The organism is Enterobacter sp. WI-ESBL-E8 (assembly GCF_053364895.1).
The window spans coordinates 4,923,131-4,944,054 of record NZ_JBRWXJ010000001.1; the positions used below are offsets into that span (position 1 = coordinate 4,923,131).

Sequence of the window (20,924 nt, forward strand, 5' to 3'; positions counted from 1 at the left end):
GCACTATGGTGCGCATGATAACGCCTTTTTGGGGTGTTTTAAAAGTTGGCACAGATTTCGCTTTATAAAAAAAACATGGCGACAGCCAGTACAAACAGAAATTGAAGACCTCGTTACCACGACGACAATGACCAATCTGGAGAGTTAAGTATGTCCGCTGAACACGTTTTGACGATGCTGAACGAACATGAAGTGAAGTTTGTTGATCTGCGCTTCACCGATACCAAAGGTAAAGAACAGCACGTCACAATCCCTGCTCATCAGGTGAACGCCGAATTCTTTGAAGAAGGCAAAATGTTTGACGGCTCCTCCATTGGTGGCTGGAAAGGCATTAACGAATCCGACATGGTTCTGATGCCAGATGCGACCACTGCGCTCATTGACCCGTTCTTCGAAGAACCGACACTGATCATCCGTTGCGACATCCTCGAGCCAGGCACTCTGCAGGGTTACGACCGCGACCCACGTTCTATCGCGAAACGCGCTGAAGAGTACCTGCGTTCTACCGGCATCGCAGACACCGTTCTGTTCGGGCCAGAGCCAGAGTTCTTCCTGTTTGACGACATCCGTTTCGGCGCTTCAATTTCTGGTTCCCACGTGGCTATCGATGACATCGAAGGTGCATGGAACTCTTCCACCAAATACGAAGGTGGTAACAAAGGTCACCGTCCTGGCGTGAAAGGCGGTTACTTCCCGGTTCCTCCGGTCGATTCTTCACAGGACATCCGTTCTACCATGTGTCTGATCATGGAAGAGATGGGCCTGGTTGTTGAAGCTCACCACCACGAAGTGGCGACCGCTGGCCAGAACGAAATCGCAACTCGCTTCAACACCATGACCAAAAAAGCGGATGAGATTCAGATCTACAAATACGTTGTGCACAACGTTGCGCACCGTTTCGGTAAAACCGCAACCTTCATGCCAAAACCAATGTTTGGCGACAACGGTTCCGGTATGCACTGCCACATGTCTCTGTCCAAGAACGGTACCAACCTGTTCTCTGGCGACAAGTATGCGGGTCTGTCTGAGCAGGCGCTGCACTACATCGGTGGTGTTATCAAACACGCTAAAGCGATCAACGCCCTGGCGAACCCTACCACTAACTCATACAAGCGTCTGGTCCCGGGCTATGAAGCACCAGTGATGCTGGCCTACTCTGCTCGTAACCGTTCTGCTTCTATCCGTATCCCGGTTGTTGCCTCTCCGAAAGCGCGTCGTATCGAAGTGCGCTTCCCGGATCCAGCGGCTAACCCATACCTGTGCTTCGCAGCACTGCTGATGGCGGGTCTGGACGGTATCAAAAACAAGATCCACCCAGGCGAAGCGATGGACAAAAACCTGTACGACCTGCCGCCAGAAGAAGCGAAAGAGATCCCACAGGTTGCTGGCTCTCTGGAAGAAGCCCTCCAGGCTCTGGATGCAGACCGTGAGTTCCTGACTGCCGGTGGCGTGTTCACTGATGAAGCGATTGACGCTTACATCGCCCTGCGTACTGAAGAGAACGACCGTGTACGTATGACTCCGCACCCGGTTGAGTTCGAACTGTACTACAGCGTTTAATAAAGTTGTTTTACCCGGCGTGACAAGCGCCGGGAGTAGTTGCCGTGGAAACTTTTAGCCCATCTCCGGATGGGCTTTTTTCTCCACCAACAACCTGATCTCACGCGCTTTTTACGCCGAAAACGCTATACTGCACTAAATTAGTGCAAACGACTCCAGGAGACTGCTGAATGGCAACTGGCACGCTGCCCGATGCTGGGCAGATCCTCAATTCTTTGATTAACAGCATCTTGCTGGTCGATGACGAACTGGCGGTGCATTACGCCAACCCGGCGGCGCAGCAGTTGCTTGCCCAAAGCGCACGCAAACTGTTTGGCACCCCGCTTCCGGAACTCCTGAGCTATTTTTCGCTGAATATTGGCCTGATGCAGGAAAGTTTGCAGGCGGGTCAAGGGTTCACGGATAACGAAGTGACGCTGGTGATCGACGGGCGCTCGCATATCCTGTCGCTGACCGCGCAGCGTCTTCCCGAAGGTATGATCCTGCTTGAGATGGCGCCGATGGATAATCAGCGTCGACTGAGCCAGGAGCAGCTTCAGCATGCGCAGCAAATTGCCGCCCGAGACCTGGTGCGCGGTCTGGCACATGAAATCAAAAACCCGCTGGGTGGGTTACGCGGCGCGGCGCAGCTTCTGACCAAGGCGCTGCCCGACCCTGCTCTGGCGGAGTACACCAACGTCATCATTGAGCAGGCGGACCGTCTGCGTAATCTGGTTGACCGCCTTCTCGGGCCGCAGCAGCCGGGAATGCATGTCACAGAAAGCATCCATAAAGTGGCCGAACGGGTGGTGAAGCTCGTCTCGATGGAGCTGCCGGAGAACGTCACGCTGGTACGTGATTACGACCCAAGCCTGCCGGAACTGGCGCATGACCCGGATCAGATCGAGCAGGTCCTGTTGAATATTGTGCGCAACGCGCTGCAGGCGCTGGGGCCGGAAGGGGGCGAGATTATTTTACGCACCCGCACCGCCTTCCAGCTCACGTTACACGGCGTGCGCTATCGCCTGGCGGCCCGAATCGACGTCGAGGATAACGGGCCTGGTATTCCATCGCATCTGCAGGACACCCTGTTCTATCCGATGGTAAGCGGTCGCGAAGGCGGGACCGGCCTGGGCTTATCCATTGCCCGCAGTTTGATCGATCAACACTCTGGCAAAATTGAATTTACCAGTTGGCCGGGACATACCGAGTTTTCGGTTTTCCTGCCGATTAAAAAATAAAGGTGACGTTTATGCAACGAGGGATAGTCTGGGTAGTCGATGACGATAGCTCCATCCGTTGGGTGCTTGAACGCGCGCTCACAGGGGCGGGATTAAGCTGCACGACGTTTGAGAGCGGCAGCGAAGTGCTCGACGCACTCACCACCAAAACGCCGGATGTTCTCCTGTCGGATATTCGCATGCCGGGCATGGACGGGCTGGCGCTTTTAAAGCAGATCAAACAACGCCACCCTATGCTTCCGGTCATCATAATGACGGCACATTCCGATCTGGATGCCGCAGTGAGTGCCTATCAGCAAGGGGCGTTCGATTACCTGCCCAAACCGTTTGATATTGACGAAGCGGTGGCGCTGGTTGAGCGCGCGATTAGCCATTATCAGGAGCAGCAACAGCCGCGCCACGCGCCCGATTTTGGGCCAACGACTGACATCATCGGCGAAGCGCCGGCAATGCAGGATGTGTTTCGCATTATTGGCCGCTTGTCCCGCTCGTCCATCAGCGTATTGATTAACGGTGAATCGGGAACCGGTAAAGAGCTTGTGGCACATGCATTGCATCGCCACAGCCCGCGGGCTAAAGCGCCCTTCATCGCCCTGAATATGGCGGCTATCCCGAAGGATTTGATTGAATCGGAACTGTTCGGTCATGAAAAAGGGGCGTTTACCGGGGCAAATACCATTCGCCAGGGGCGGTTCGAACAGGCTGATGGCGGCACGCTGTTCCTGGATGAGATCGGCGATATGCCGCTGGATGTCCAGACCCGACTGCTGCGCGTGCTGGCCGACGGGCAGTTTTATCGCGTGGGCGGCTATGCGCCAGTGAAGGTGGACGTGCGCATTATCGCTGCGACCCACCAGAACCTGGAGCAACGCGTGCAGGAGGGAAAATTCCGCGAGGATTTATTCCATCGCCTAAACGTGATTCGCGTTCATCTGCCGCCGCTGCGTGAACGCCGTGAAGATATCCCTCGCCTGGCGCGTCATTTCCTGCAGGTGGCTGCCCGGGAGCTCGGTGTGGAAGCCAAACAGCTTCACCCGGAAACCGATGCGGCTCTGACGCGTCTGGCGTGGCCGGGCAACGTACGTCAGCTGGAAAACACCTGCCGCTGGTTAACCGTGATGGCCGCCGGACAGGAAGTGTTGATTCAGGATTTACCGGCCGAGCTGTTTGAAGCGACCGCGCCTGAAAGCAGTACCGGGCACACGCTGCCGGACAGCTGGGCGACGCTGCTGGCGCAGTGGGCCGACCGTGCGCTGCGTTCCGGTCATCAAAACCTGCTGTCTGAAGCTCAGCCTGAGATGGAGCGTACGTTATTAACCACCGCGCTTCGTCATACTCAGGGTCATAAGCAGGAAGCCGCCCGCCTGCTGGGATGGGGACGTAATACCCTGACGCGCAAGCTTAAAGAGCTGGGAATGGAGTGACCTTTACCGCAGCGTAAAGATTATTAATTGAGCGCAAAGTGGTGTTATTTTGCGCTTTACTGTTCCGTTAAGTTTTGTATGATCGTGCCCGGAAATTGAGGGTGAACATCATGCTGGAAACATTAGTGAATATGCTCTCTAGCGGAGCCGCTGAAAGCCACACGCCACAAACCGCCGTTGCGGCCGTGCTATGTGCGGCGCTGGTCGGGCTGTTTAGCTAGCGAGTTGAACGTAAAAGCCGGGTGGCGGCTACGCCTTACCCGGCCTACGTTTTCATCAATGCGGCTTAAATGACCCGCGAGAACTGCTGCAAACGCGCTTTCTGCCGCAGGTAGGCATCAAAGCACATGCAGATGTTACGAATCAACAGACGCCCTTTCGGCGTGACCTCAATCGCACTCTCCGATACATCCACCAGCCCGTCTTTCGCCAGCGGCGCCAGGAGCTTCAGGTCTTCTGCAAAATAATCGCTGAAGTGCAGACCCCACTGCGCTTCCACATCACTGAAATCGAGACGGAAGTTGCAGATAAGCGCCTTAATCACGTCCCGACGGATGCAGTCGTCGCGCGTTAACGCAATGCCGCGCCACAGCGCGTTACCTGTGTCATCAACCTGCTGATAGTAGAGCTTCAGCTCTTTCTGGTTCTGCGCGTAACAGTCGCCAATCATGCTGATAGCGGAGACGCCCATCCCCAGTAAATCGGTATCGCCCTGGGTCGTGTAGCCCTGGAAGTTACGGTGCAGTACCCCTTCACGCTGGGCAATGGCCAGCTCGTCATCAGGACGGGCAAAATGATCCATACCGATAAACTGATAGCCGGTCTCGGTCAGCGAGGAAATGGTTTCCTGCAGGATATCCAGCTTCTGTTGGGCAGAAGGAAGGTCGGCATCTTTGATTTTACGCTGAGCGGCAAAGAGCGTCGGCAGATGCGCATAGTTAAAGACGCTCAGGCGGTCAGGGTTAAGTTCGGCCACGCGCTTCAGCGTGAAGGCGAAGCTTTCCGGCGTCTGCTTTGGCAGGCCATAGATCAGATCGATATTGGTCGAGGTGAAGCCAATTTCACGCGCATGGTTGAGTAAGGCAAAGATAAATTCTTCGTCCTGCTCGCGGTTCACCAGACGCTGGACCTCTTTGTTGAAGTCCTGCACGCCCATGCTCAGGCGATTGAAGCCCTCTGCACGTAAATGATCCAGCACATCCAGCTCAATTTCACGCGGATCGACCTCGATCGAGATTTCAGCGTCGTCGTTAAAACTGAAATTGCCGCGCAGCAAGGTCATCAGGCGGCTTATTTGTGCTTTATTCAGATAGGTTGGCGTGCCGCCACCCCAGTGAAGCTGGCTGACGTGACGGCCAGCAAACAGCGGCGCGCGATGCACTATTTCTTGTTCGAGCGCATCAAGATACTGGTCGGCTTTATGCTGCTGACGGGTAACGATTTTATTGCAGCCGCAGAAGTAGCAGAGCTTGTGGCAGAACGGAATATGGACGTAGAGAGACAGCGGACGCTCAGGATAGCGCGCGACAGCCTGCTGAAAATCATCCTCACCGAAGGCATCGGAGAACTCCAGCGCGGTGGGGTATGACGTATAACGCGGCCCGGAATAGTTATATTTCTGGATTAGGGCCAAATCCCAGTCGATAGATGGTACTGACATGCTCACTCCTTCCGTTGGTGTCGCGTTCGTATACGGCGGCCCGTTCCGGCCCTATTGCGGACCATCACTCGGGTGCGCAGCCACTTCTGTCGCCGCGACAACCGCCGTAGTTTAACGAATAACCACACCAGATAACATATAACCGGAAGGGTTATAAGCAGGACTATCGTGCCTGCCGGGTGCAAATGTTAGTTTCCACCCTTCAGAAGACGCATCATATCTTCCTGCTTTTCGTCTTCTTCTTCTTCATCTTCGTCATCGTCGTATGACAGGCCCAGCTTCTGCATCAGTTCATCGATGCGATCCAGTTTGGCATCAACCCATGACTGCTCTTCGGCGGTCAGGGTTTCACCCTCTTCAAGACGTTCCAGCAGCGCGTCCAGGCGCTCATCGTTCTCCAGCAAATCCAGCTCAGCCTGCGGTGAAAGCATAGGTTTCTCGCTCTTTGGTTTGTGCTGCTTAGTGACCGGGGTGTCTGTCACGCCCAGTGGAATGGGAGTTTTACTGCCGATACGAGGATCTTTCTGCTGTTTGCCTTTTGCAGAAGCGCCCGCTGCACCAACGCCGCTGGCACGGCTACCCGCAGCATGACCGCGATGTTTTTTATCGCGTTTACGATCGCGCGCTTCCTGGTTCAGTTCTTCGCGCGTTTTGCGGCGTGCTTTTGCAGGGCGTTTCGCACCCGCAGCGGAGGTTGGTTTTTTCATGATGTTTTATCTTTAAGTCGTTTTCTTCAGTATAGAATTGCGGCGAAATCTAGCAGAAAGCAAGCAAAGAAAAAAGGCGACAGAGCAATCTGTCGCCTTTTTTCCTGACTCACAACCCTTAGCGGGTCAGACAATCCGTGTTTGCCAACAACAAACCCTGTTTATCCCTTGGCTAATACCGTCCGTGATACGGTTCCATTTCCTGTTAAAACGCCTCCAGGCGCTGGTCATCCTGACAATCCTGCGTCTTCGCCTCCTGGCGCTCCTGACCCTAATCCTTAAGTCGATTTCCTGATGGCTTCCTCGCCCTGACGCACACTTTACCTTGTTCGCATAAACTAACAAGCAACGAAACAGTATAAAAAGAGATTTTCAGATAATTACCCGGGAATAAACTCATGATTTAAAACAGTTTGCATTTTTTAACGCCTGCGAATTCTCTGAAATCTCCCATAGCATCTCTGGCCGATCTCTCACACCGTTTGGGGCTTTAGCCTACAGGTCATATGTAATCAGAAAGCCTTTTGCCTGCATTCGGGTATAATCTCCCTCAGATTACGATTTTGGAGACGACCACGTGACTACCTGGAACTACCAACAGACGCATTTTGTCACCAGTGCGCCCGATATTCGCCACCTTCCTTCTGATACCGGCATTGAAGTGGCCTTTGCTGGCCGCTCCAATGCGGGGAAATCCAGCGCCCTGAATACGCTGACCAATCAGAAGAGCCTGGCGCGTACCTCAAAAACACCTGGCCGTACCCAGCTGATTAACCTGTTTGAAGTGGCAGAAGGCAAACGCCTTGTCGACTTACCGGGATACGGTTACGCACAGGTACCGGAAGAGATGAAAATCAAATGGCAGCGTGCGCTGGGTGAATACCTGGAAAAGCGCCTGTGCCTGAAAGGTCTGGTGGTGTTGATGGATATTCGCCATCCCCTTAAAGATCTGGATCAGCAGATGATCGACTGGGCGGTAGCAAGCGATATCGCCGTGCTGGTGCTGCTGACAAAAGCCGATAAGCTGGCAAGCGGTGCGCGTAAAGCGCAGGTGAATATGGTTCGCGAAGCAGTACTGGCGTTCAACGGTGATGTGCAGGTTGAGCCGTTCTCCTCGCTGAAAAAGCAGGGCGTGGACAAGCTGCGTCAGAAGCTCGATACCTGGTTTAACGAGCTGGAACCCGCAACGGAAGCGGAAGAAGAGTAATACCGAGCGCGGCGATGGCCGCGCTTTTTTTTGCCCTGATTTTTTCTTTGCCGCAATAAAAAACGCCCCAGTCATTACTGACTGGGGCGGCTAAAATATTCAGCCAAATCCGATTACGTGAAGTAAAAGGTCTGAAAGATAGAACATCTTACCTCTGTACCCTACGTCGATAACTCTACCCCTTTTTGTGCTGCAGAAAAAGCACTTTTTGTAGTTTTTTTTCATTCTTTACATAGGGAATTCTAATGATCGTCACAAAACGCGCGTTGTTATGTTGCAAACTTACATAAAACGCGCGTTCTTCGCAGAAGCGTTAGTGAGCCTGATCCCAGTTTTCACCACTTCCCACTTCCACCAGCAACGGCACGTCCAGCGTCATGCTGCTTTCCATCAGTTCGTGGATCTTTTTCGATACGACGTCGAGATCGTCTTTGTGCACTTCGAATACCAGTTCATCGTGTACCTGCATGATCATTTTCACGCGAGGCTTCTCTTTTTCTAGCCAGGCATCAACGGCGATCATTGCGCGCTTGATAATGTCCGCCGCGGTACCCTGCATCGGGGCGTTGATCGCCGCACGCTCTGCGCCAGCGCGTCGCGCCGCGTTGCTGGATTTGATGTCCGGCAAGTAGAGACGGCGGCCATCAAGGGTTTCAACGTAACCTTTCTCCTTCGCCTGCGCGCGGGTGCGCTCCATGTATTCCAGCACGCCCGGATAGCGTTCGAAGTAGAGGTCCATATACTTTTGCGACTCTTTGCGCGGAATATTGAGCTGGCGCGAAAGGCCAAACGCGCTCATGCCGTAAATTAAGCCGAAGTTGATCGCTTTAGCGCTGCGGCGCTGTTCGTTCGTCACGCTGTCCAGCGGCAAACCGAAAACTTCCGCCGCGGTCGCCCGGTGGATATCCTTCCCTTCTGCGAAGGCCGTCAGCAAACCTTTGTCGCGGGAGAGATGCGCCATAATGCGTAGCTCAATTTGCGAGTAGTCAGCCGAGACAATCAGGTAGTCATCGGGCGCAATAAAAGCCTGACGAATACGGCGGCCTTCTTCGTTACGTACCGGGATGTTCTGCAGGTTTGGATCGGTTGACGAGAGACGCCCCGTCGCCGCTACAGCCTGATGATATGAGGTATGCACGCGGCCTGTTTTCGGGTTGATCATCAGCGGGAGCTTGTCGGTGTAGGTAGACTTCAGCTTCGCGAGGCCACGGTACTGCAGAATCACTTTTGGCAGCGGGTAATCCAGCGCCAGCTCTTCCAGCACCTCTTCAGAAGTTGACGGTGCGCCGCCAGGGGTTTTCTTCAGCGGCTTGATACCCTGCTTTTCAAACAGAATGGTTTGCAGCTGCTTCGGCGAAGAGAGGTTAAACGGCTCGCCGGCAAGCTCATGCGCTTTTTGCTCAAGCTCGGTCAGACGCTGGGCGAGCTCACCGGAGTGGTTATGCAGCACCGTTGGATCGATCTTCACGCCGTTGCGTTCGATGCGGGACAGTACGGGAACCAGCGGCATCTCGATATGCTGGAACACGTTCAGCGGTCCTTCATGCTTCTGCAGTTTTGGCCACATCTTCAGGTGCAGCTGCAGCGTGACATCAGCATCTTCCGCCGCGTAGCGCCCTGCCTCTTCGAGAGCAATCTGGTTAAAGGTAAGCTGATTTTTCCCTTTACCGGCAATCTCTTCAAACGTGATCGTTTTGTGCTTGAGCCAGCGGTCAGATAAGGAATCCATATCATGACGGCCCGCGACGCTGTCCAGAATGTAGGATTCGAGCATAGTGTCGAAGGCAATCCCGCGCAGTTCAATGCCGTAGTTCTGCAAAATGCCGCGGTCGTACTTGAGATTTTGCCCGACCTTCAGCGCCTTCTCGTCTTCCAGGATCGGCTTCAGCAGCTCAAGCACGCGCTCACGGGAGAGCTGTTCCGGCGCATCCAGGTAATCGTGCGCGACGGGCACATAGGCCGCAAGACCGGGCTCAGTGGCAAAGGAGAGGCCCACCATATTGGCAGAGATGTTATCAAGACTGTCGGTTTCGGTATCAAAGGCAAAGACCGGCGCTTTTTTCAGCTTCTCGATCCACGCAATCAGCTGCGACTCGTCAAGAATGGTTTCGTAGTTGTCGAAGGAAAGCGCCACGGCTTCTTCTTCCGCCTGCTCTTCTGCATCAACAACAATTGTCTCTTTCGGCTTTGCAGCCGGTTTAGCCCCTTTTGCCTGCAGCCATTTACCGGCTTCTACGTCAGTGATCCAGCGCTTAAATTCGTATTTCTTAAACAGGGTCAGCAGATCGTCAGCGGAAGGCTGTTGTACCTCCAGCTGTTCACAGCCCAGCTCCAGTTCAACGTCGGTTTTGATGGTTGCCAGCTTATAAGAGAGATAAGCCACCTCTTTGTTTTCTTCCAGTTTTCCGGCCATGGTTTTTGCACCACGGAAGGTGAGCCCGGCGATTTTATCCGATTCCGCATATAACGTATCCAGCCCGCCCAGCCCCTGAAGCAGAGCTTGCGCGGTTTTTTCACCAACGCCCGGCACGCCAGGGATGTTATCCGAGGAGTCACCCATCAACGCGAGGAAGTCGATAATCAGTTCAGGCGGCACGCCATACTTTGTAACCACCTCTTCAGGCCCCAGAATGGTGTTCGTCATGGTGTTAATCAGGGTGATACCCGGCGTCACCAGCTGAGCCATATCTTTATCGCCGGTGCTGATCAGTACCGGTCGGCCCATTTTTTCAGCTTCACGCGCCAGCGTGCCGATGACGTCATCGGCTTCGACGCCAGAGACGGCCAGCAGCGGCAGGCCCATCGCCTTCACCATGGCGTGCAGCGGCTCAATCTGCGCTCGCAGATCGTCAGGCATTGGCGGACGGTGGGATTTGTAATGCTCAAACAACTCGTCGCGGAACGTTTTGCCTTTCGCATCAAAAACGACTGCCGCATGGGTTGGCTGATACTGAAGAATAAGGCTGCGAAGCATATTCAGCACGCCGTACATTGCGCCGGTAGGTTCTCCTGCGCTGTTGGTCAGAGGAGGAAACGCATGATACGCCCGATACAGGTAAGAAGAGCCATCGACGAGAATAAGAGGGTTTTCTGGGATCTGAACCATAATGTCCGTGCCTTTAATCAATTTATGCGTAAAGGATGCCACATAAGGATGAAAACATCAGTTATTAGCACCAGATACCGGAAAAGATTTTGCGATCGTGAGGATCGCTCGCAAAATTAAAACTGTGGATAAGTTTGTGTATATTTTCAATTCATATGAATAACAGACGCTAAAAACATATAGGCGTTAATATTTAGATCTTAATTATCATATTGTTATGCTGTGAGATCTTCTCTATATGGTCAACTGGTGGCAATTTAGTCTATGTGGATATAAGCCTTGATTAGCGCAGAATCACAGAGAAATCTTCTGCGACAGAGGAAAAGCCACCAGTTCCTCACGTGAAAGCCCCATTACTTTGTCTGTTTTCTGATAAAATCAGCGCCCAGCGCCGAATAGCCGGCTGCCCACTTACAGCTAACCATTTGAAAAAGCTCATCATGTCGAGATTGCTCGCTGCAATAACATTACTGTTAAGCATCATTTTAACTATCCTGGTGACTTTCGCCTGTTCTGTGCCGATCATTATCGCCGGGCTCGTTAAACTGCTGCTGCCTGTACCCGCGGTGTGGCGAGCCGTGTCCGCATTTTGTAACTTCATGATGTACTGCTGGTGTGAAGGACTGGCGATCCTGTTGTGCCTGAACCCGCATCTGAAGTGGGATATCAAAGGGCTGGAGAGCCTCAACAAAAAAAACTGGTATCTGCTGATCTGCAATCACCACAGCTGGGCTGATATCGTGGTGTTGTGTGTGCTTTTCCGCAAACACATCCCGATGAACAAATACTTCCTGAAACAGCAGCTCGCCTGGGTACCTTTTATCGGCCTGGCCTGCTGGGCGCTGGATATGCCGTTTATGAAACGCTATTCACGGAGCTACTTGATTCGTCATCCGGAGCGTCGCGGTAAAGATGTGGAGACCACACGCCGTTCCTGCGAAAAGTTTCGCGCGCATCCAACCACCATCGTGAACTTTGTAGAAGGCTCCCGGTTTACGCAGGAGAAGCACCAACAAACTCGTTCCCCTTATCAGAACCTGCTGCCGCCAAAGGCCGCGGGCATTGCGATGGCGCTTAATGTGCTGGGCACGCAGTTCGATAAGCTCCTTAACGTCACGCTCTGCTATCCGGAAAACGATAGGACGCCGTTCTTCGATATGCTCAGCGGCAAACTGACGCGCATTGTTGTGCGTGTCGATCTGGTCCCGATAGATGCCGGACTGCATGGCGACTATGTTAACGATAAGAATTTCAAGCGTCGTTTCCAGCAGTGGCTTAATGCGCTCTGGAAAGAGAAAGACGAACAGATAGACAGCATTAAATCTTCATACAAAAACGCCGGTCAGTGACCGGCGTTTTTACATCAGCGAAATTACTTCTTCTCAACCAGGTATTTCACGGTATCGGCGTACTGCTGTACAAAGATATCCATGCTGCTGGTGTCCATGCCCTGCATGTTCAGCTGGTATTTGCCATTAACAAACATTGCCGGAACGCCCTGCAGCTGCAGGTCAGCCGCCGCTTTTTCCTGCTGAGCCACCAGTGACTTCACCACAAAGCTGTTCCATGCCGCGTCATAATCTTCACCTTTCACGCCGGCATCTACGAACACTTTACGGATATCCGCAGTGGTCTGAACGGTCTGGGTTTTCTGCACGGCTTCAAACATTGGGGACGTTACCTTATCTTCAACGCCCAGCGCGATAGCTACCGCCCACGCCTGAGTCAGGTCTTTACCCAATGGGCCCAGGAACTCAACGTGGTACTTGGTCATTTTGGTGCCTTCCGGCAGCTTTTTCTTCACGTTGTCAGAAACATGCAGTACCTGCTCGAACTGGTAGCAGTGTGGGCAATAGAACGAGAAGAACTCCAGAACCTGTGGCTCGCCAGCGACAGGCTTATCCAGCGTGATGTACTGTTTGCCGTCGGTAAACTGCGCCGCAGAAGCGCTAAATGCCAGAATCATACCTGCCAGCGCCAGCCAAATTTTTTTCATGATTAACTCTCTCCTGGGTGTGTCTAATTAATACATCGGCGTTAATTGCAGAGGGGGCTCCTGAAGAACCTTGACCTGCTCAGTAAATGTAGATATCTGGCTACGCCAGTAATCCTCTCCGGTAAGCCACGGGAAATTTCGAGGAAATGCGGGATCGTCCCAACGCCTGATTAACCATGCGAGATAATAAACAAAACGCATAGCACGTAAAGGCTCAATCAGGGCAATTTCGTCTGAATTAAACGGGCTAAATTCTTCGTAGGCTTCAATAATGGTTTCAAGCTGCATGCGTTGCTCGGCTTTGTCGCCATTGAGCAGCATCCACAGATCCTGAACCGCTGGGCCCATACGCGCATCATCGAGATCGACAAACAGTGGGCCATCGCGCCAGAGAATATTGCCGGCGTGACAATCGCCATGCAGGCGCAAAACGGAAATATCATCGCGCCAGCAGGTTTTAACCGCAGCAATCAGCTTATCGGTGGCGCTGAGGAAATCTCCCTTCAGCGCATTGGGAATCATTGCAGACGTTTCAAATATTTCACGCGGTTCAAGAAGGTATTCCTGAATCCCGATAGTCGGGCGGGCAGTAAAGGCTTTTTTGCGTCCCGTCTGGTGTATACGTCCCAGATAGCGAGCCACCCACTCCATTTGATCGATATTATCCGCCTCAAACTGGCGACCACCCAGACTCGGGAATACCGCGTAATAAAACCCTTCGTGCGTGAGGAGCGTCTGGTTATTGAATTTTAGCGGTGCGGCAACGGGGACATCATCATCCAGCAGATCGTGAGCAAACTGATGCTCTTCCTGAATTTGTTCTGCGGACCAGCGTTCAGGACGATAGAACTTTACGACGAAGCGCTGACGATCCTCATCCTGAAATTGATAGACGCGGTTTTCGTAGCTGTTTAACGGCGTTAGCCCGGAATCCACGCGAATGCCCTGTTCAAACAGGGCATCCATAATGGTGTCAGGGTGTAATGTCTGGAAAGTAAAAGCCTGGTCGTTCATCCGATCATCCGGAAATTATACGAATGATTCAGGATATCATCTTGTGGCGATTTCGGTGCCGCCGCTTACAAGCTTTTACTCTTTAATTACGCCTCGGGCGCGCAATAATGCGGTCTTAAAATCTTCCTCATAATCTTTCTGAATACCAGGAATAACAGCATCTTTGGCAGAGTCACGCATTTTGAGGTGGTAGATCAGGATGTCGTCAGAAAGGTCTGCCAGTTCGCCGTCAAAACCTGACTCTTTCGCCAGTTTCTGTAAAAATTGCATCAGATTCAGCTCTGGCTCTTTTTGCCAGGCGGGCTGGAGGAGTTCAATAACTTCATTCAGACGTTTACATTTCATGGTGGTGCTCCTTTCATTTAGAGTGACACGTTAGCAGGGTCAATCCCACAATAAAAGAGGCGATATTCGTGAATCGGGGTCTGGAAATCATCGGCGTGGTTCTGGCGGGTGGCAGAGCAACGCGTATGGGGGGAAAAGATAAGGGGCTGCAACTCCTTAACGGCAAACCCTTATGGCAATGCGTCGCTGATACGCTTGCAGGCCAGGTGACGACAATGGTCATCAGTGCGAACAGGCATATTGGCACTTACCAGCGCAGCGGGTACGCCGTTTATCAGGATAGCCTTGAGAATTACCCGGGACCGCTTGCCGGTATGCTTTCGGTTATGCAACAGTCTCACGGAGAGTGGTTTATGTTCTGCCCCTGCGATACGCCGTTTATTCCGTCCTGCCTTGTCGAGCGTTTGTTACTGCTCCGTGGCGCAGCGCCTGTGGTTTGGGTACATGACGGCGAGCGTGACCATCCTGCTATCGCGTTGATGCACCGATCGTTAGCGCCGGCCCTGCAGGCGTATCTGGCTGCGGGAGAGCGCAGGGTGATGGTCTTTATGCGCGAATCTGGCGGCCATTCCGTTGATTTTAGCGATTTGAAACCAGCGTTCATGAACGTGAATACAAGTGAAGATTTGCAGATGATGCAGGAGAAAAGATGATACCTGTTGTAGCCATTTCCGCCTGGAGCGGGACCGGGAAAACCACGCTGCTGAAGAAGCTCATTCCTTCCCTTTGTGCCAGAGGTATTCGTCCCGGGTTGATCAAGCACACCCACCATAATATGGATATCGATAATCCGGGCAAAGATAGCTATGAGTTGCGTAAAGCGGGTGCCGCGCAAACGATGGTGGCAAGTACTCAGCGCTGGGCATTAATGACAGAAACGCCGGATGAGGCACCGCTGGATCTGGCTTATCTGGTTAGCCGGATGGATCATTCCACGCTGGATCTGGTGCTGGTTGAGGGTTTTAAGCATGAGGCCGTGCCTAAGATCCTACTGTTCCGAAGCGATGCCGGGCATGATGTCAGCGAGTTAGCACTTGATGAGCACGTGATTGCCGTAGCCAGTGATGTTGTGCTGTCGCTTGAAGTTCCGCTGCTGGATTTAAATGATGTGGATGGGATTGCGGAGTTTATTGTGGCGTGGAGTGCGGTCTGACTTGCCGGATGGCGGCTTTGCCTTACCCGGCCTACAAAATTCGGTGGTTCAAAAACGCAAAAAGGCCATCCTTGCGGATGGCCTCTCTACTTAATTGATGCCTGGCAGTTCCCTACTCTCACATGGGGAGACCCCACACTACCATCGGCGCTACGGCGTTTCACTTCTGAGTTCGGCATGGGGTCAGGTGGGACCACCGCGCTAAAGCCGCCAGGCAAATTCTGTTAAATCTGTATCAGAGCTGAAAATATCGTGTCTCATCCGCCAAAACACCTTCGGCGTTGTAAGGTTAAGCCTCACGGTTCATTAGTATCGGTTAGCTCAACGCATCGCTGCGCTTACACACCCGACCTATCAACGTCGTAGTCTTCAACGTTCCTTCAGGACTCTCAAGGAGTCAGGGAGAACTCATCTCGGGGCAAGTTTCGTGCTTAGATGCTTTCAGCACTTATCTTTTCCGCATTTAGCTACCGGGCAGTGCCATTGGCATGACAACCCGAACACCAGTGATGCGTCCACTCCGGTCCTCTCGTACTAGGAGCAGCCCCCCTCAATTCTCCAGCGCCCACGGCAGATAGGGACCGAACTGTCTCACGACGTTCTAAACCCAGCTCGCGTACCACTTTAAATGGCGAACAGCCATACCCTTGGGACCTACTTCAGCCCCAGGATGTGATGAGCCGACATCGAGGTGCCAAACACCGCCGTCGATATGAACTCTTGGGCGGTATCAGCCTGTTATCCCCGGAGTACCTTTTATCCGTTGAGCGATGGCCCTTCCATTCAGAACCACCGGATCACTATGACCTGCTTTCGCACCTGCTCGAGCCGTCACTCTCGCAGTCAAGCTAGCTTATGCCATTGCACTAACCTCCTGATGTCCGACCAGGATTAGCTAACCTTCGTGCTCCTCCGTTACTCTTTGGGAGGAGACCGCCCCAGTCAAACTACCCACCAGACACTGTCCGCAACCCGGATCACGGGTCTACGTTAGAACACCAGCCATTAAAGGGTGGTATTTCAAGGGCGGCTCCACGCAGACTGGCGTCCACGCTTCAAAGCCTCCCACCTATCCTACACATCAAGGACCAGTGTTCAGTGTCAAGCTATAGTAAAGGTTCACGGGGTCTTTCCGTCTTGCCGCGGGTACACTGCATCTTCACAGCGAGTTCAATTTCACTGAGTCTCGGGTGGAGACAGCCTGGCCATCATTACGCCATTCGTGCAGGTCGGAACTTACCCGACAAGGAATTTCGCTACCTTAGGACCGTTATAGTTACGGCCGCCGTTTACCGGGGCTTCGATCAAGAGCTTCGCGTTGCCGCTAACCCCATCAATTAACCTTCCGGCACCGGGCAGGCGTCACACCGTATACGTCCACTTTCGTGTTTGCACAGTGCTGTGTTTTTAATAAACAGTTGCAGCCAGCTGGTATCTTCGACTGATTTCAGCTCCACCCGCAGGGGCTTCACCTACATATCAGCGTGCCTTCTCCCGAAGTTACGGCACCATTTTGCCTAGTTCCTTCACCCGAGTTCTCTCAAGCGCCTTGGTATTCTCTACCTGACCACCTGTGTCGGTTTGGGGTACGATTTGATGTTACCTGATGCTTAGAGGCTTTTCCTGGAAGCAGGGCATTTGTTACTTCAGCACCGTAGTGCCTCGTCATCACACCTCAGCGTTAATAAACGACCGGATTTACCTAATCGTTCCGCCTACATGCTTAAACCGGGACAACCGTCGCCCGGCTAACATAGCCTTCTCCGTCCCCCCTTCGCAGTAACACCAAGTACAGGAATATTAACCTGTTTCCCATCGACTACGCCTTTCGGCCTCGCCTTAGGGGTCGACTCACCCTGCCCCGATTAACGTTGGACAGGAACCCTTGGTCTTCCGGCGAGCGGGCTTTTCACCCGCTTTATCGTTACTTATGTCAGCATTCGCACTTCTGATACCTCCAGCATGCCTCACAGCACACCTTCAACGGCTTACAGAACGCTCCCCTACCCAACAACGCATAAGCGTCGCTGCCGCAGCTTCGGTGCATGGTTTAGCCCCGTTACATCTTCCGCGCAGGCCGACTCGACCAGTGAGCTATTACGCTTTCTTTAAATGATGGCTGCTTCTAAGCCAACATCCTGGCTGTCTGTGCCTTCCCACATCGTTTCCCACTTAACCATGACTTTGGGACCTTAGCTGGCGGTCTGGGTTGTTTCCCTCTTCACGACGGACGTTAGCACCCGCCGTGTGTCTCCCGTGATAACATTCTTCGGTATTCGTAGTTTGCATCGGGTTGGTAAGCCGGGATGGCCCCCTAGCCGAAACAGTGCTCTACCCCCGAAGATGAGTTCACGAGGCGCTACCTAAATAGCTTTCGGGGAGAACCAGCTATCTCCCGGTTTGATTGGCCTTTCACCCCCAGCCACAAGTCATCCGCTAATTTTTCAACATTAGTCGGTTCGGTCCTCCAGTTAGTGTTACCCAACCTTCAACCTGCCCATGGCTAGATCACCGGGTTTCGGGTCTATACCCTGCAACTTAACGCCCAGTTAAGACTCGGTTTCCCTTCGGCTCCCCTATACGGTTAACCTTGCTACAGAATATAAGTCGCTGACCCATTATACAAAAGGTACGCAGTCACACCACGAAGGTGCTCCCACTGCTTGTACGTACACGGTTTCAGGTTCTTTTTCACTCCCCTCGCCGGGGTTCTTTTCGCCTTTCCCTCACGGTACTGGTTCACTATCGGTCAGTCAGGAGTATTTAGCCTTGGAGGATGGTCCCCCCATATTCAGACAGGATACCACGTGTCCCGCCCTACTCTTCGAGTTCACAACCTGTGTGCTTTCGTGTACGGGGCTGTCACCCTGTATCGCCGGACTTTCCAGACCGTTCCACTAACACACAAGCTGATTCAGACTCTGGGCTGCTCCCCGTTCGCTCGCCGCTACTGGGGGAATCTCGGTTGATTTCTTTTCCTCGGGGTACTTAGATGTTTCAGTTCCCCCGGTTCGCCTCGTTAACCTATGTATTCAGTTAACGATAGTGCAACGAATTGCACTGGGTTTCCCCATTCGGACATCGCCGGGTCAAAGGTTCATATCACCTCGCCGGCGCTTTTCGCAGATTAGCACGTCCTTCATCGCCTCTGACTGCCAGGGCATCCACCGTGTACGCTTAGTCGCTTAACCTCACAACCCGAAGATGTTTCTTTCGATTCACCGTCGACTTGCGAAAATTTGAGAGACTCGAACACACATAACATGTGTGTCGTTTCAATTTTCAGCTTGATCCAGATTTTTAAAGAGCAAATATCTCAAACGTCACCCGAAGATGAGTTTTGAGATATTAAGGCAGGTGACTTTCACTCACGAACCAGCAAGTGGCGTCCCCTAGGGGATTCGAACCCCTGTTACCGCCGTGAAAGGGCGGTGTCCTGGGCCTCTAGACGAAGGGGACACTGAAGTCTCAATCGCAAGACGCCTTGCTATTTACTTTTCATCAGACAATCTGTGTGAGCACTACAAAGGCAGGTTCTTTAAGGTAAGGAGGTGATCCAACCGCAGGTTCCCCTACGGTTACCTTGTTACGACTTCACCCCAGTCATGAATCACAAAGTGGTAAGCGCCCTCCCGAAGGTTAAGCTACCTACTTCTTTTGCAACCCACTCCCATGGTGTGACGGGCGGTGTGTACAAGGCCCGGGAACGTATTCACCGTAGCATTCTGATCTACGATTACTAGCGATTCCGACTTCATGGAGTCGAGTTGCAGACTCCAATCCGGACTACGACGCACTTTATGAGGTCCGCTTGCTCTCGCGAGGTCGCTTCTCTTTGTATGCGCCATTGTAGCACGTGTGTAGCCCTACTCGTAAGGGCCATGATGACTTGACGTCATCCCCACCTTCCTCCAGTTTATCACTGGCAGTCTCCTTTGAGTTCCCGGCCGGACCGCTGGCAACAAAGGATAAGGGTTGCGCTCGTTGCGGGACTTAACCCAACATTTCACAACACGAGCTGACGACAGCCATGCAGCACCTGTCTCAGAGTTCCCGAAGGCACCAATCCATCTCTGGAAAGTTCTCTGGATGTCAAGAGTAGGTAAGGTTCTTCGCGTTGCATCGAATTAAACCACATGCTCCACCGCTTGTGCGGGCCCCCGTCAATTCATTTGAGTTTTAACCTTGCGGCCGTACTCCCCAGGCGGTCGACTTAACGCGTTAGCTCCGGAAGCCACGCCTCAAGGGCACAACCTCCAAGTCGACATCGTTTACGGCGTGGACTACCAGGGTATCTAATCCTGTTTGCTCCCCACGCTTTCGCACCTGAGCGTCAGTCTTTGTCCAGGGGGCCGCCTTCGCCACCGGTATTCCTCCAGATCTCTACGCATTTCACCGCTACACCTGGAATTCTACCCCCCTCTACAAGACTCTAGCCTGCCAGTTTCGAATGCAGTTCCCAGGTTGAGCCCGGGGATTTCACATCCGACTTGACAGACCGCCTGCGTGCGCTTTACGCCCAGTAATTCCGATTAACGCTTGCACCCTCCGTATTACCGCGGCTGCTGGCACGGAGTTAGCCGGTGCTTCTTCTGCGGGTAACGTCAATCGACAAGGTTATTAACCTTATCGCCTTCCTCCCCGCTGAAAGTACTTTACAACCCGAAGGCCTTCTTCATACACGCGGCATGGCTGCATCAGGCTTGCGCCCATTGTGCAATATTCCCCACTGCTGCCTCCCGTAGGAGTCTGGACCGTGTCTCAGTTCCAGTGTGGCTGGTCATCCTCTCAGACCAGCTAGGGATCGTCGCCTAGGTGAGCCGTTACCCCACCTACTAGCTAATCCCATCTGGGCACATCTGATGGCAAGAGGCCCGAAGGTCCCCCTCTTTGGTCTTGCGACGTTATGCGGTATTAGCTACCGTTTCCAGTAGTTATCCCCCTCCATCAGGCAGTTTCCCAGACATTACTCACCCGTCCGCCGCTCGTCACCCAGGAGCAAGCTCCCTGTGTTACCGCTCGACTTGCATGTGTTAGGCCTGCCGCCAGCGTTCAATCTGAGCCATGATCAAACTCTTCAATTTAAGTTTGATGCTCGTGAATTAAACTTCGTAATGAATTACGTATGTTCACTCAGAGACTTGGTATTCATTTATTGTCCGAAGACATTAAGAATCCATGTCACTTTGAGTGCCCACACAGATTGTCTGATAAATTGTTAAAGAGCAGTGCCGCTTCGCTTTTCGCTGCGGCGCGGGGTGTGCATATTACGCCTTCCCGCTTCAGAGTCAAGCGTTTATTTTCGCTTTTCTCTGCTGACCCGGCGGCGTGTGTGCCGTTGTTCCGTGTCAGTGGAGGCGCATTATAGGGAGTTATTCCGGTGTGACAAGAGGAAATTTAAAAAAAGTTTCTATCCGTGTTTTTTTTCACCAATAGCGGTGAGATCAAGCTACAAATTGTTCTATTTGATGTATCTGCAACCACAATCACATATGAGATGGCATAATTATCAGCATGAATCATTAAGGAATA

Annotated in this window: 16 protein-coding genes, 1 tRNA gene and 3 rRNA genes; 8 read left to right on the forward strand and 12 right to left on the reverse strand. The window is 52.8% G+C overall.

What is annotated here, in order from left to right; translation table 11 throughout:
- Positions 1-150 precede the first annotated feature (150 nt).
- From glnA to ACWHWP_RS23495, 4 genes are all read left to right on the forward strand, one after another.
- On the forward strand, positions 151-1,560 hold the full coding sequence (glnA, locus tag ACWHWP_RS23480) for a glutamate--ammonia ligase (RefSeq protein WP_023333896.1): 1,410 nt from the start codon (positions 151-153) through the stop codon (positions 1,558-1,560).
- 170 nt (positions 1,561-1,730) lie between these two features.
- A complete protein-coding gene (gene glnL, locus ACWHWP_RS23485) occupies positions 1,731-2,780 on the forward strand; it encodes a nitrogen regulation protein NR(II) (RefSeq protein ID WP_014885760.1) in 1,050 nt (349 codons plus the stop codon).
- An 11-nt stretch (positions 2,781-2,791) separates the two neighbouring features.
- Positions 2,792-4,204, forward strand: a complete 1,413-nt coding sequence (gene glnG / locus ACWHWP_RS23490; protein WP_063431208.1) for a nitrogen regulation protein NR(I) — start codon at positions 2,792-2,794, stop codon at positions 4,202-4,204.
- Positions 4,205-4,314: 110 nt separating this feature from the next.
- Positions 4,315-4,425 carry a YshB family small membrane protein gene (locus tag ACWHWP_RS23495; RefSeq protein WP_032670298.1) on the forward strand — a complete coding sequence of 37 codons (111 nt, stop codon included), beginning with the start codon at positions 4,315-4,317 and terminating at the stop codon, positions 4,423-4,425.
- A gap of 65 nt (positions 4,426-4,490) precedes the next feature.
- On the opposite strand, the gene hemN is transcribed toward ACWHWP_RS23495, so the two are convergent.
- Positions 4,491-5,864 (reverse strand): oxygen-independent coproporphyrinogen III oxidase, encoded by a 1,374-nt coding sequence (gene hemN / locus ACWHWP_RS23500; RefSeq protein WP_447856572.1) that lies wholly within the window; start codon positions 5,862-5,864, stop codon positions 4,491-4,493.
- A 188-nt stretch (positions 5,865-6,052) separates the two neighbouring features.
- Entirely contained in the window at positions 6,053-6,571 is a 519-nt protein-coding gene (yihI, locus tag ACWHWP_RS23505; protein ID WP_059311765.1) for a Der GTPase-activating protein YihI, read from the reverse strand.
- Positions 6,572-7,148: 577 nt separating this feature from the next.
- Here yihI and yihA point away from each other — a divergent pair.
- The gene (yihA, locus tag ACWHWP_RS23510) at positions 7,149-7,778 is read left to right on the forward strand and encodes a ribosome biogenesis GTP-binding protein YihA/YsxC (RefSeq protein WP_063431212.1); all 630 of its coding nucleotides are present in this window, start codon (positions 7,149-7,151) and stop codon (positions 7,776-7,778) included.
- A gap of 99 nt (positions 7,779-7,877) precedes the next feature.
- Here yihA and ACWHWP_RS23515 read toward each other — a convergent pair whose 3' ends face one another.
- The 3 genes from ACWHWP_RS23515 to ACWHWP_RS23525 form a co-directional block, all read right to left on the reverse strand.
- Complete coding sequence (locus ACWHWP_RS23515; protein WP_071892919.1) at positions 7,878-7,925, reverse strand: spot 42 RNA, inhibition of DNA synthesis; 48 nt, start codon at positions 7,923-7,925, stop codon at positions 7,878-7,880.
- A gap of 166 nt (positions 7,926-8,091) precedes the next feature.
- The gene (gene polA, locus ACWHWP_RS23520) at positions 8,092-10,884 is read right to left on the reverse strand and encodes a DNA polymerase I (protein ID WP_447856574.1); all 2,793 of its coding nucleotides are present in this window, start codon (positions 10,882-10,884) and stop codon (positions 8,092-8,094) included.
- 337 nt (positions 10,885-11,221) lie between these two features.
- Positions 11,222-11,485, reverse strand: a complete 264-nt coding sequence (locus ACWHWP_RS23525; RefSeq protein ID WP_447856752.1) for a hypothetical protein — start codon at positions 11,483-11,485, stop codon at positions 11,222-11,224.
- Between ACWHWP_RS23525 and ACWHWP_RS23530 the strand changes: the two genes are divergently transcribed.
- Positions 11,382-12,233: an acyltransferase gene (locus tag ACWHWP_RS23530; protein ID WP_447856751.1), complete on the forward strand. Its 852-nt coding sequence runs from the start codon at positions 11,382-11,384 to the stop codon at positions 12,231-12,233. The genes ACWHWP_RS23525 and ACWHWP_RS23530 overlap by 104 nt on opposite strands.
- Before the next feature lie 23 nt (positions 12,234-12,256).
- Here the strand turns inward: ACWHWP_RS23530 and dsbA are convergent, their stop codons facing one another.
- The 3 genes from dsbA to ACWHWP_RS23545 all read right to left on the reverse strand — a co-directional run bounded on the left by dsbA (position 12,257) and on the right by ACWHWP_RS23545 (position 14,239).
- Complete coding sequence (gene dsbA, locus ACWHWP_RS23535; RefSeq protein ID WP_047345540.1) at positions 12,257-12,880, reverse strand: thiol:disulfide interchange protein DsbA; 624 nt, start codon at positions 12,878-12,880, stop codon at positions 12,257-12,259.
- Positions 12,881-12,907: 27 nt separating this feature from the next.
- Entirely contained in the window at positions 12,908-13,894 is a 987-nt protein-coding gene (locus ACWHWP_RS23540) for a serine/threonine protein kinase (RefSeq protein ID WP_447856576.1), read from the reverse strand.
- Between the two features lie 75 nt (positions 13,895-13,969).
- Positions 13,970-14,239 carry a YihD family protein gene (locus ACWHWP_RS23545; RefSeq protein ID WP_003861904.1) on the reverse strand — a complete coding sequence of 90 codons (270 nt, stop codon included), beginning with the start codon at positions 14,237-14,239 and terminating at the stop codon, positions 13,970-13,972.
- 68 nt (positions 14,240-14,307) lie between these two features.
- Here ACWHWP_RS23545 and mobA point away from each other — a divergent pair, with 68 nt between their 5' ends.
- Together mobA and mobB are read left to right on the forward strand one after the other, a co-directional pair.
- A complete protein-coding gene (gene mobA / locus ACWHWP_RS23550; RefSeq protein WP_447856579.1) occupies positions 14,308-14,892 on the forward strand; it encodes a molybdenum cofactor guanylyltransferase MobA in 585 nt (194 codons plus the stop codon).
- Positions 14,889-15,392: a molybdopterin-guanine dinucleotide biosynthesis protein MobB gene (gene mobB / locus ACWHWP_RS23555; protein ID WP_447856580.1), complete on the forward strand. Its 504-nt coding sequence runs from the start codon at positions 14,889-14,891 to the stop codon at positions 15,390-15,392. Before mobA ends, mobB begins: the two co-directional genes overlap by 4 nt.
- Positions 15,393-15,491: 99 nt before the next feature.
- On the opposite strand, the gene rrf is transcribed toward mobB, so the two are convergent.
- The 4 genes from rrf to ACWHWP_RS23575 form a co-directional block, all read right to left on the reverse strand.
- Positions 15,492-15,607, reverse strand: a 5S ribosomal RNA gene (gene rrf / locus ACWHWP_RS23560).
- Positions 15,608-15,677: 70 nt separating this feature from the next.
- A 23S ribosomal RNA gene (locus ACWHWP_RS23565) occupies positions 15,678-18,583 on the reverse strand.
- 192 nt (positions 18,584-18,775) lie between these two features.
- Positions 18,776-18,851, reverse strand: a tRNA-Glu gene (locus tag ACWHWP_RS23570).
- 85 nt (positions 18,852-18,936) lie between these two features.
- Positions 18,937-20,476, reverse strand: a 16S ribosomal RNA gene (locus tag ACWHWP_RS23575).
- Together the 16S, 23S and 5S rRNA genes with 1 tRNA gene alongside form the textbook arrangement of a ribosomal RNA operon.
- Positions 20,477-20,924 lie beyond the last annotated feature (448 nt).

Excerpts from the sequence above, each read along its gene's own strand:
- ACWHWP_RS23495 (WP_032670298.1), top strand. The coding sequence starts at position 4,315 with ATGCTGGAAACATTAGTGAATATGCTCTCTAGCGGAGCCGCTGAAAGC.
- dsbA (WP_047345540.1), bottom strand. The coding sequence starts at position 12,880 with ATGAAAAAAATTTGGCTGGCGCTGGCAGGTATGATTCTGGCATTTAGC.
- glnA (WP_023333896.1), top strand. The coding sequence starts at position 151 with ATGTCCGCTGAACACGTTTTGACGATGCTGAACGAACATGAAGTGAAG.
- mobB (WP_447856580.1), top strand. The coding sequence starts at position 14,889 with ATGATACCTGTTGTAGCCATTTCCGCCTGGAGCGGGACCGGGAAAACC.
- yihI (WP_059311765.1), bottom strand. The coding sequence starts at position 6,571 with ATGAAAAAACCAACCTCCGCTGCGGGTGCGAAACGCCCTGCAAAAGCA.
- polA (WP_447856574.1), bottom strand. The coding sequence starts at position 10,884 with ATGGTTCAGATCCCAGAAAACCCTCTTATTCTCGTCGATGGCTCTTCT.
- ACWHWP_RS23540 (WP_447856576.1), bottom strand. The coding sequence starts at position 13,894 with ATGAACGACCAGGCTTTTACTTTCCAGACATTACACCCTGACACCATT.
- ACWHWP_RS23545 (WP_003861904.1), bottom strand. The coding sequence starts at position 14,239 with ATGAAATGTAAACGTCTGAATGAAGTTATTGAACTCCTCCAGCCCGCC.
- glnL (WP_014885760.1), top strand. The coding sequence starts at position 1,731 with ATGGCAACTGGCACGCTGCCCGATGCTGGGCAGATCCTCAATTCTTTG.
- hemN (WP_447856572.1), bottom strand. The coding sequence starts at position 5,864 with ATGTCAGTACCATCTATCGACTGGGATTTGGCCCTAATCCAGAAATAT.
- ACWHWP_RS23525 (WP_447856752.1), bottom strand. The coding sequence starts at position 11,485 with ATGAAGTTACAAAATGCGGACACGGCTCGCCACACCGCGGGTACAGGC.
- glnG (WP_063431208.1), top strand. The coding sequence starts at position 2,792 with ATGCAACGAGGGATAGTCTGGGTAGTCGATGACGATAGCTCCATCCGT.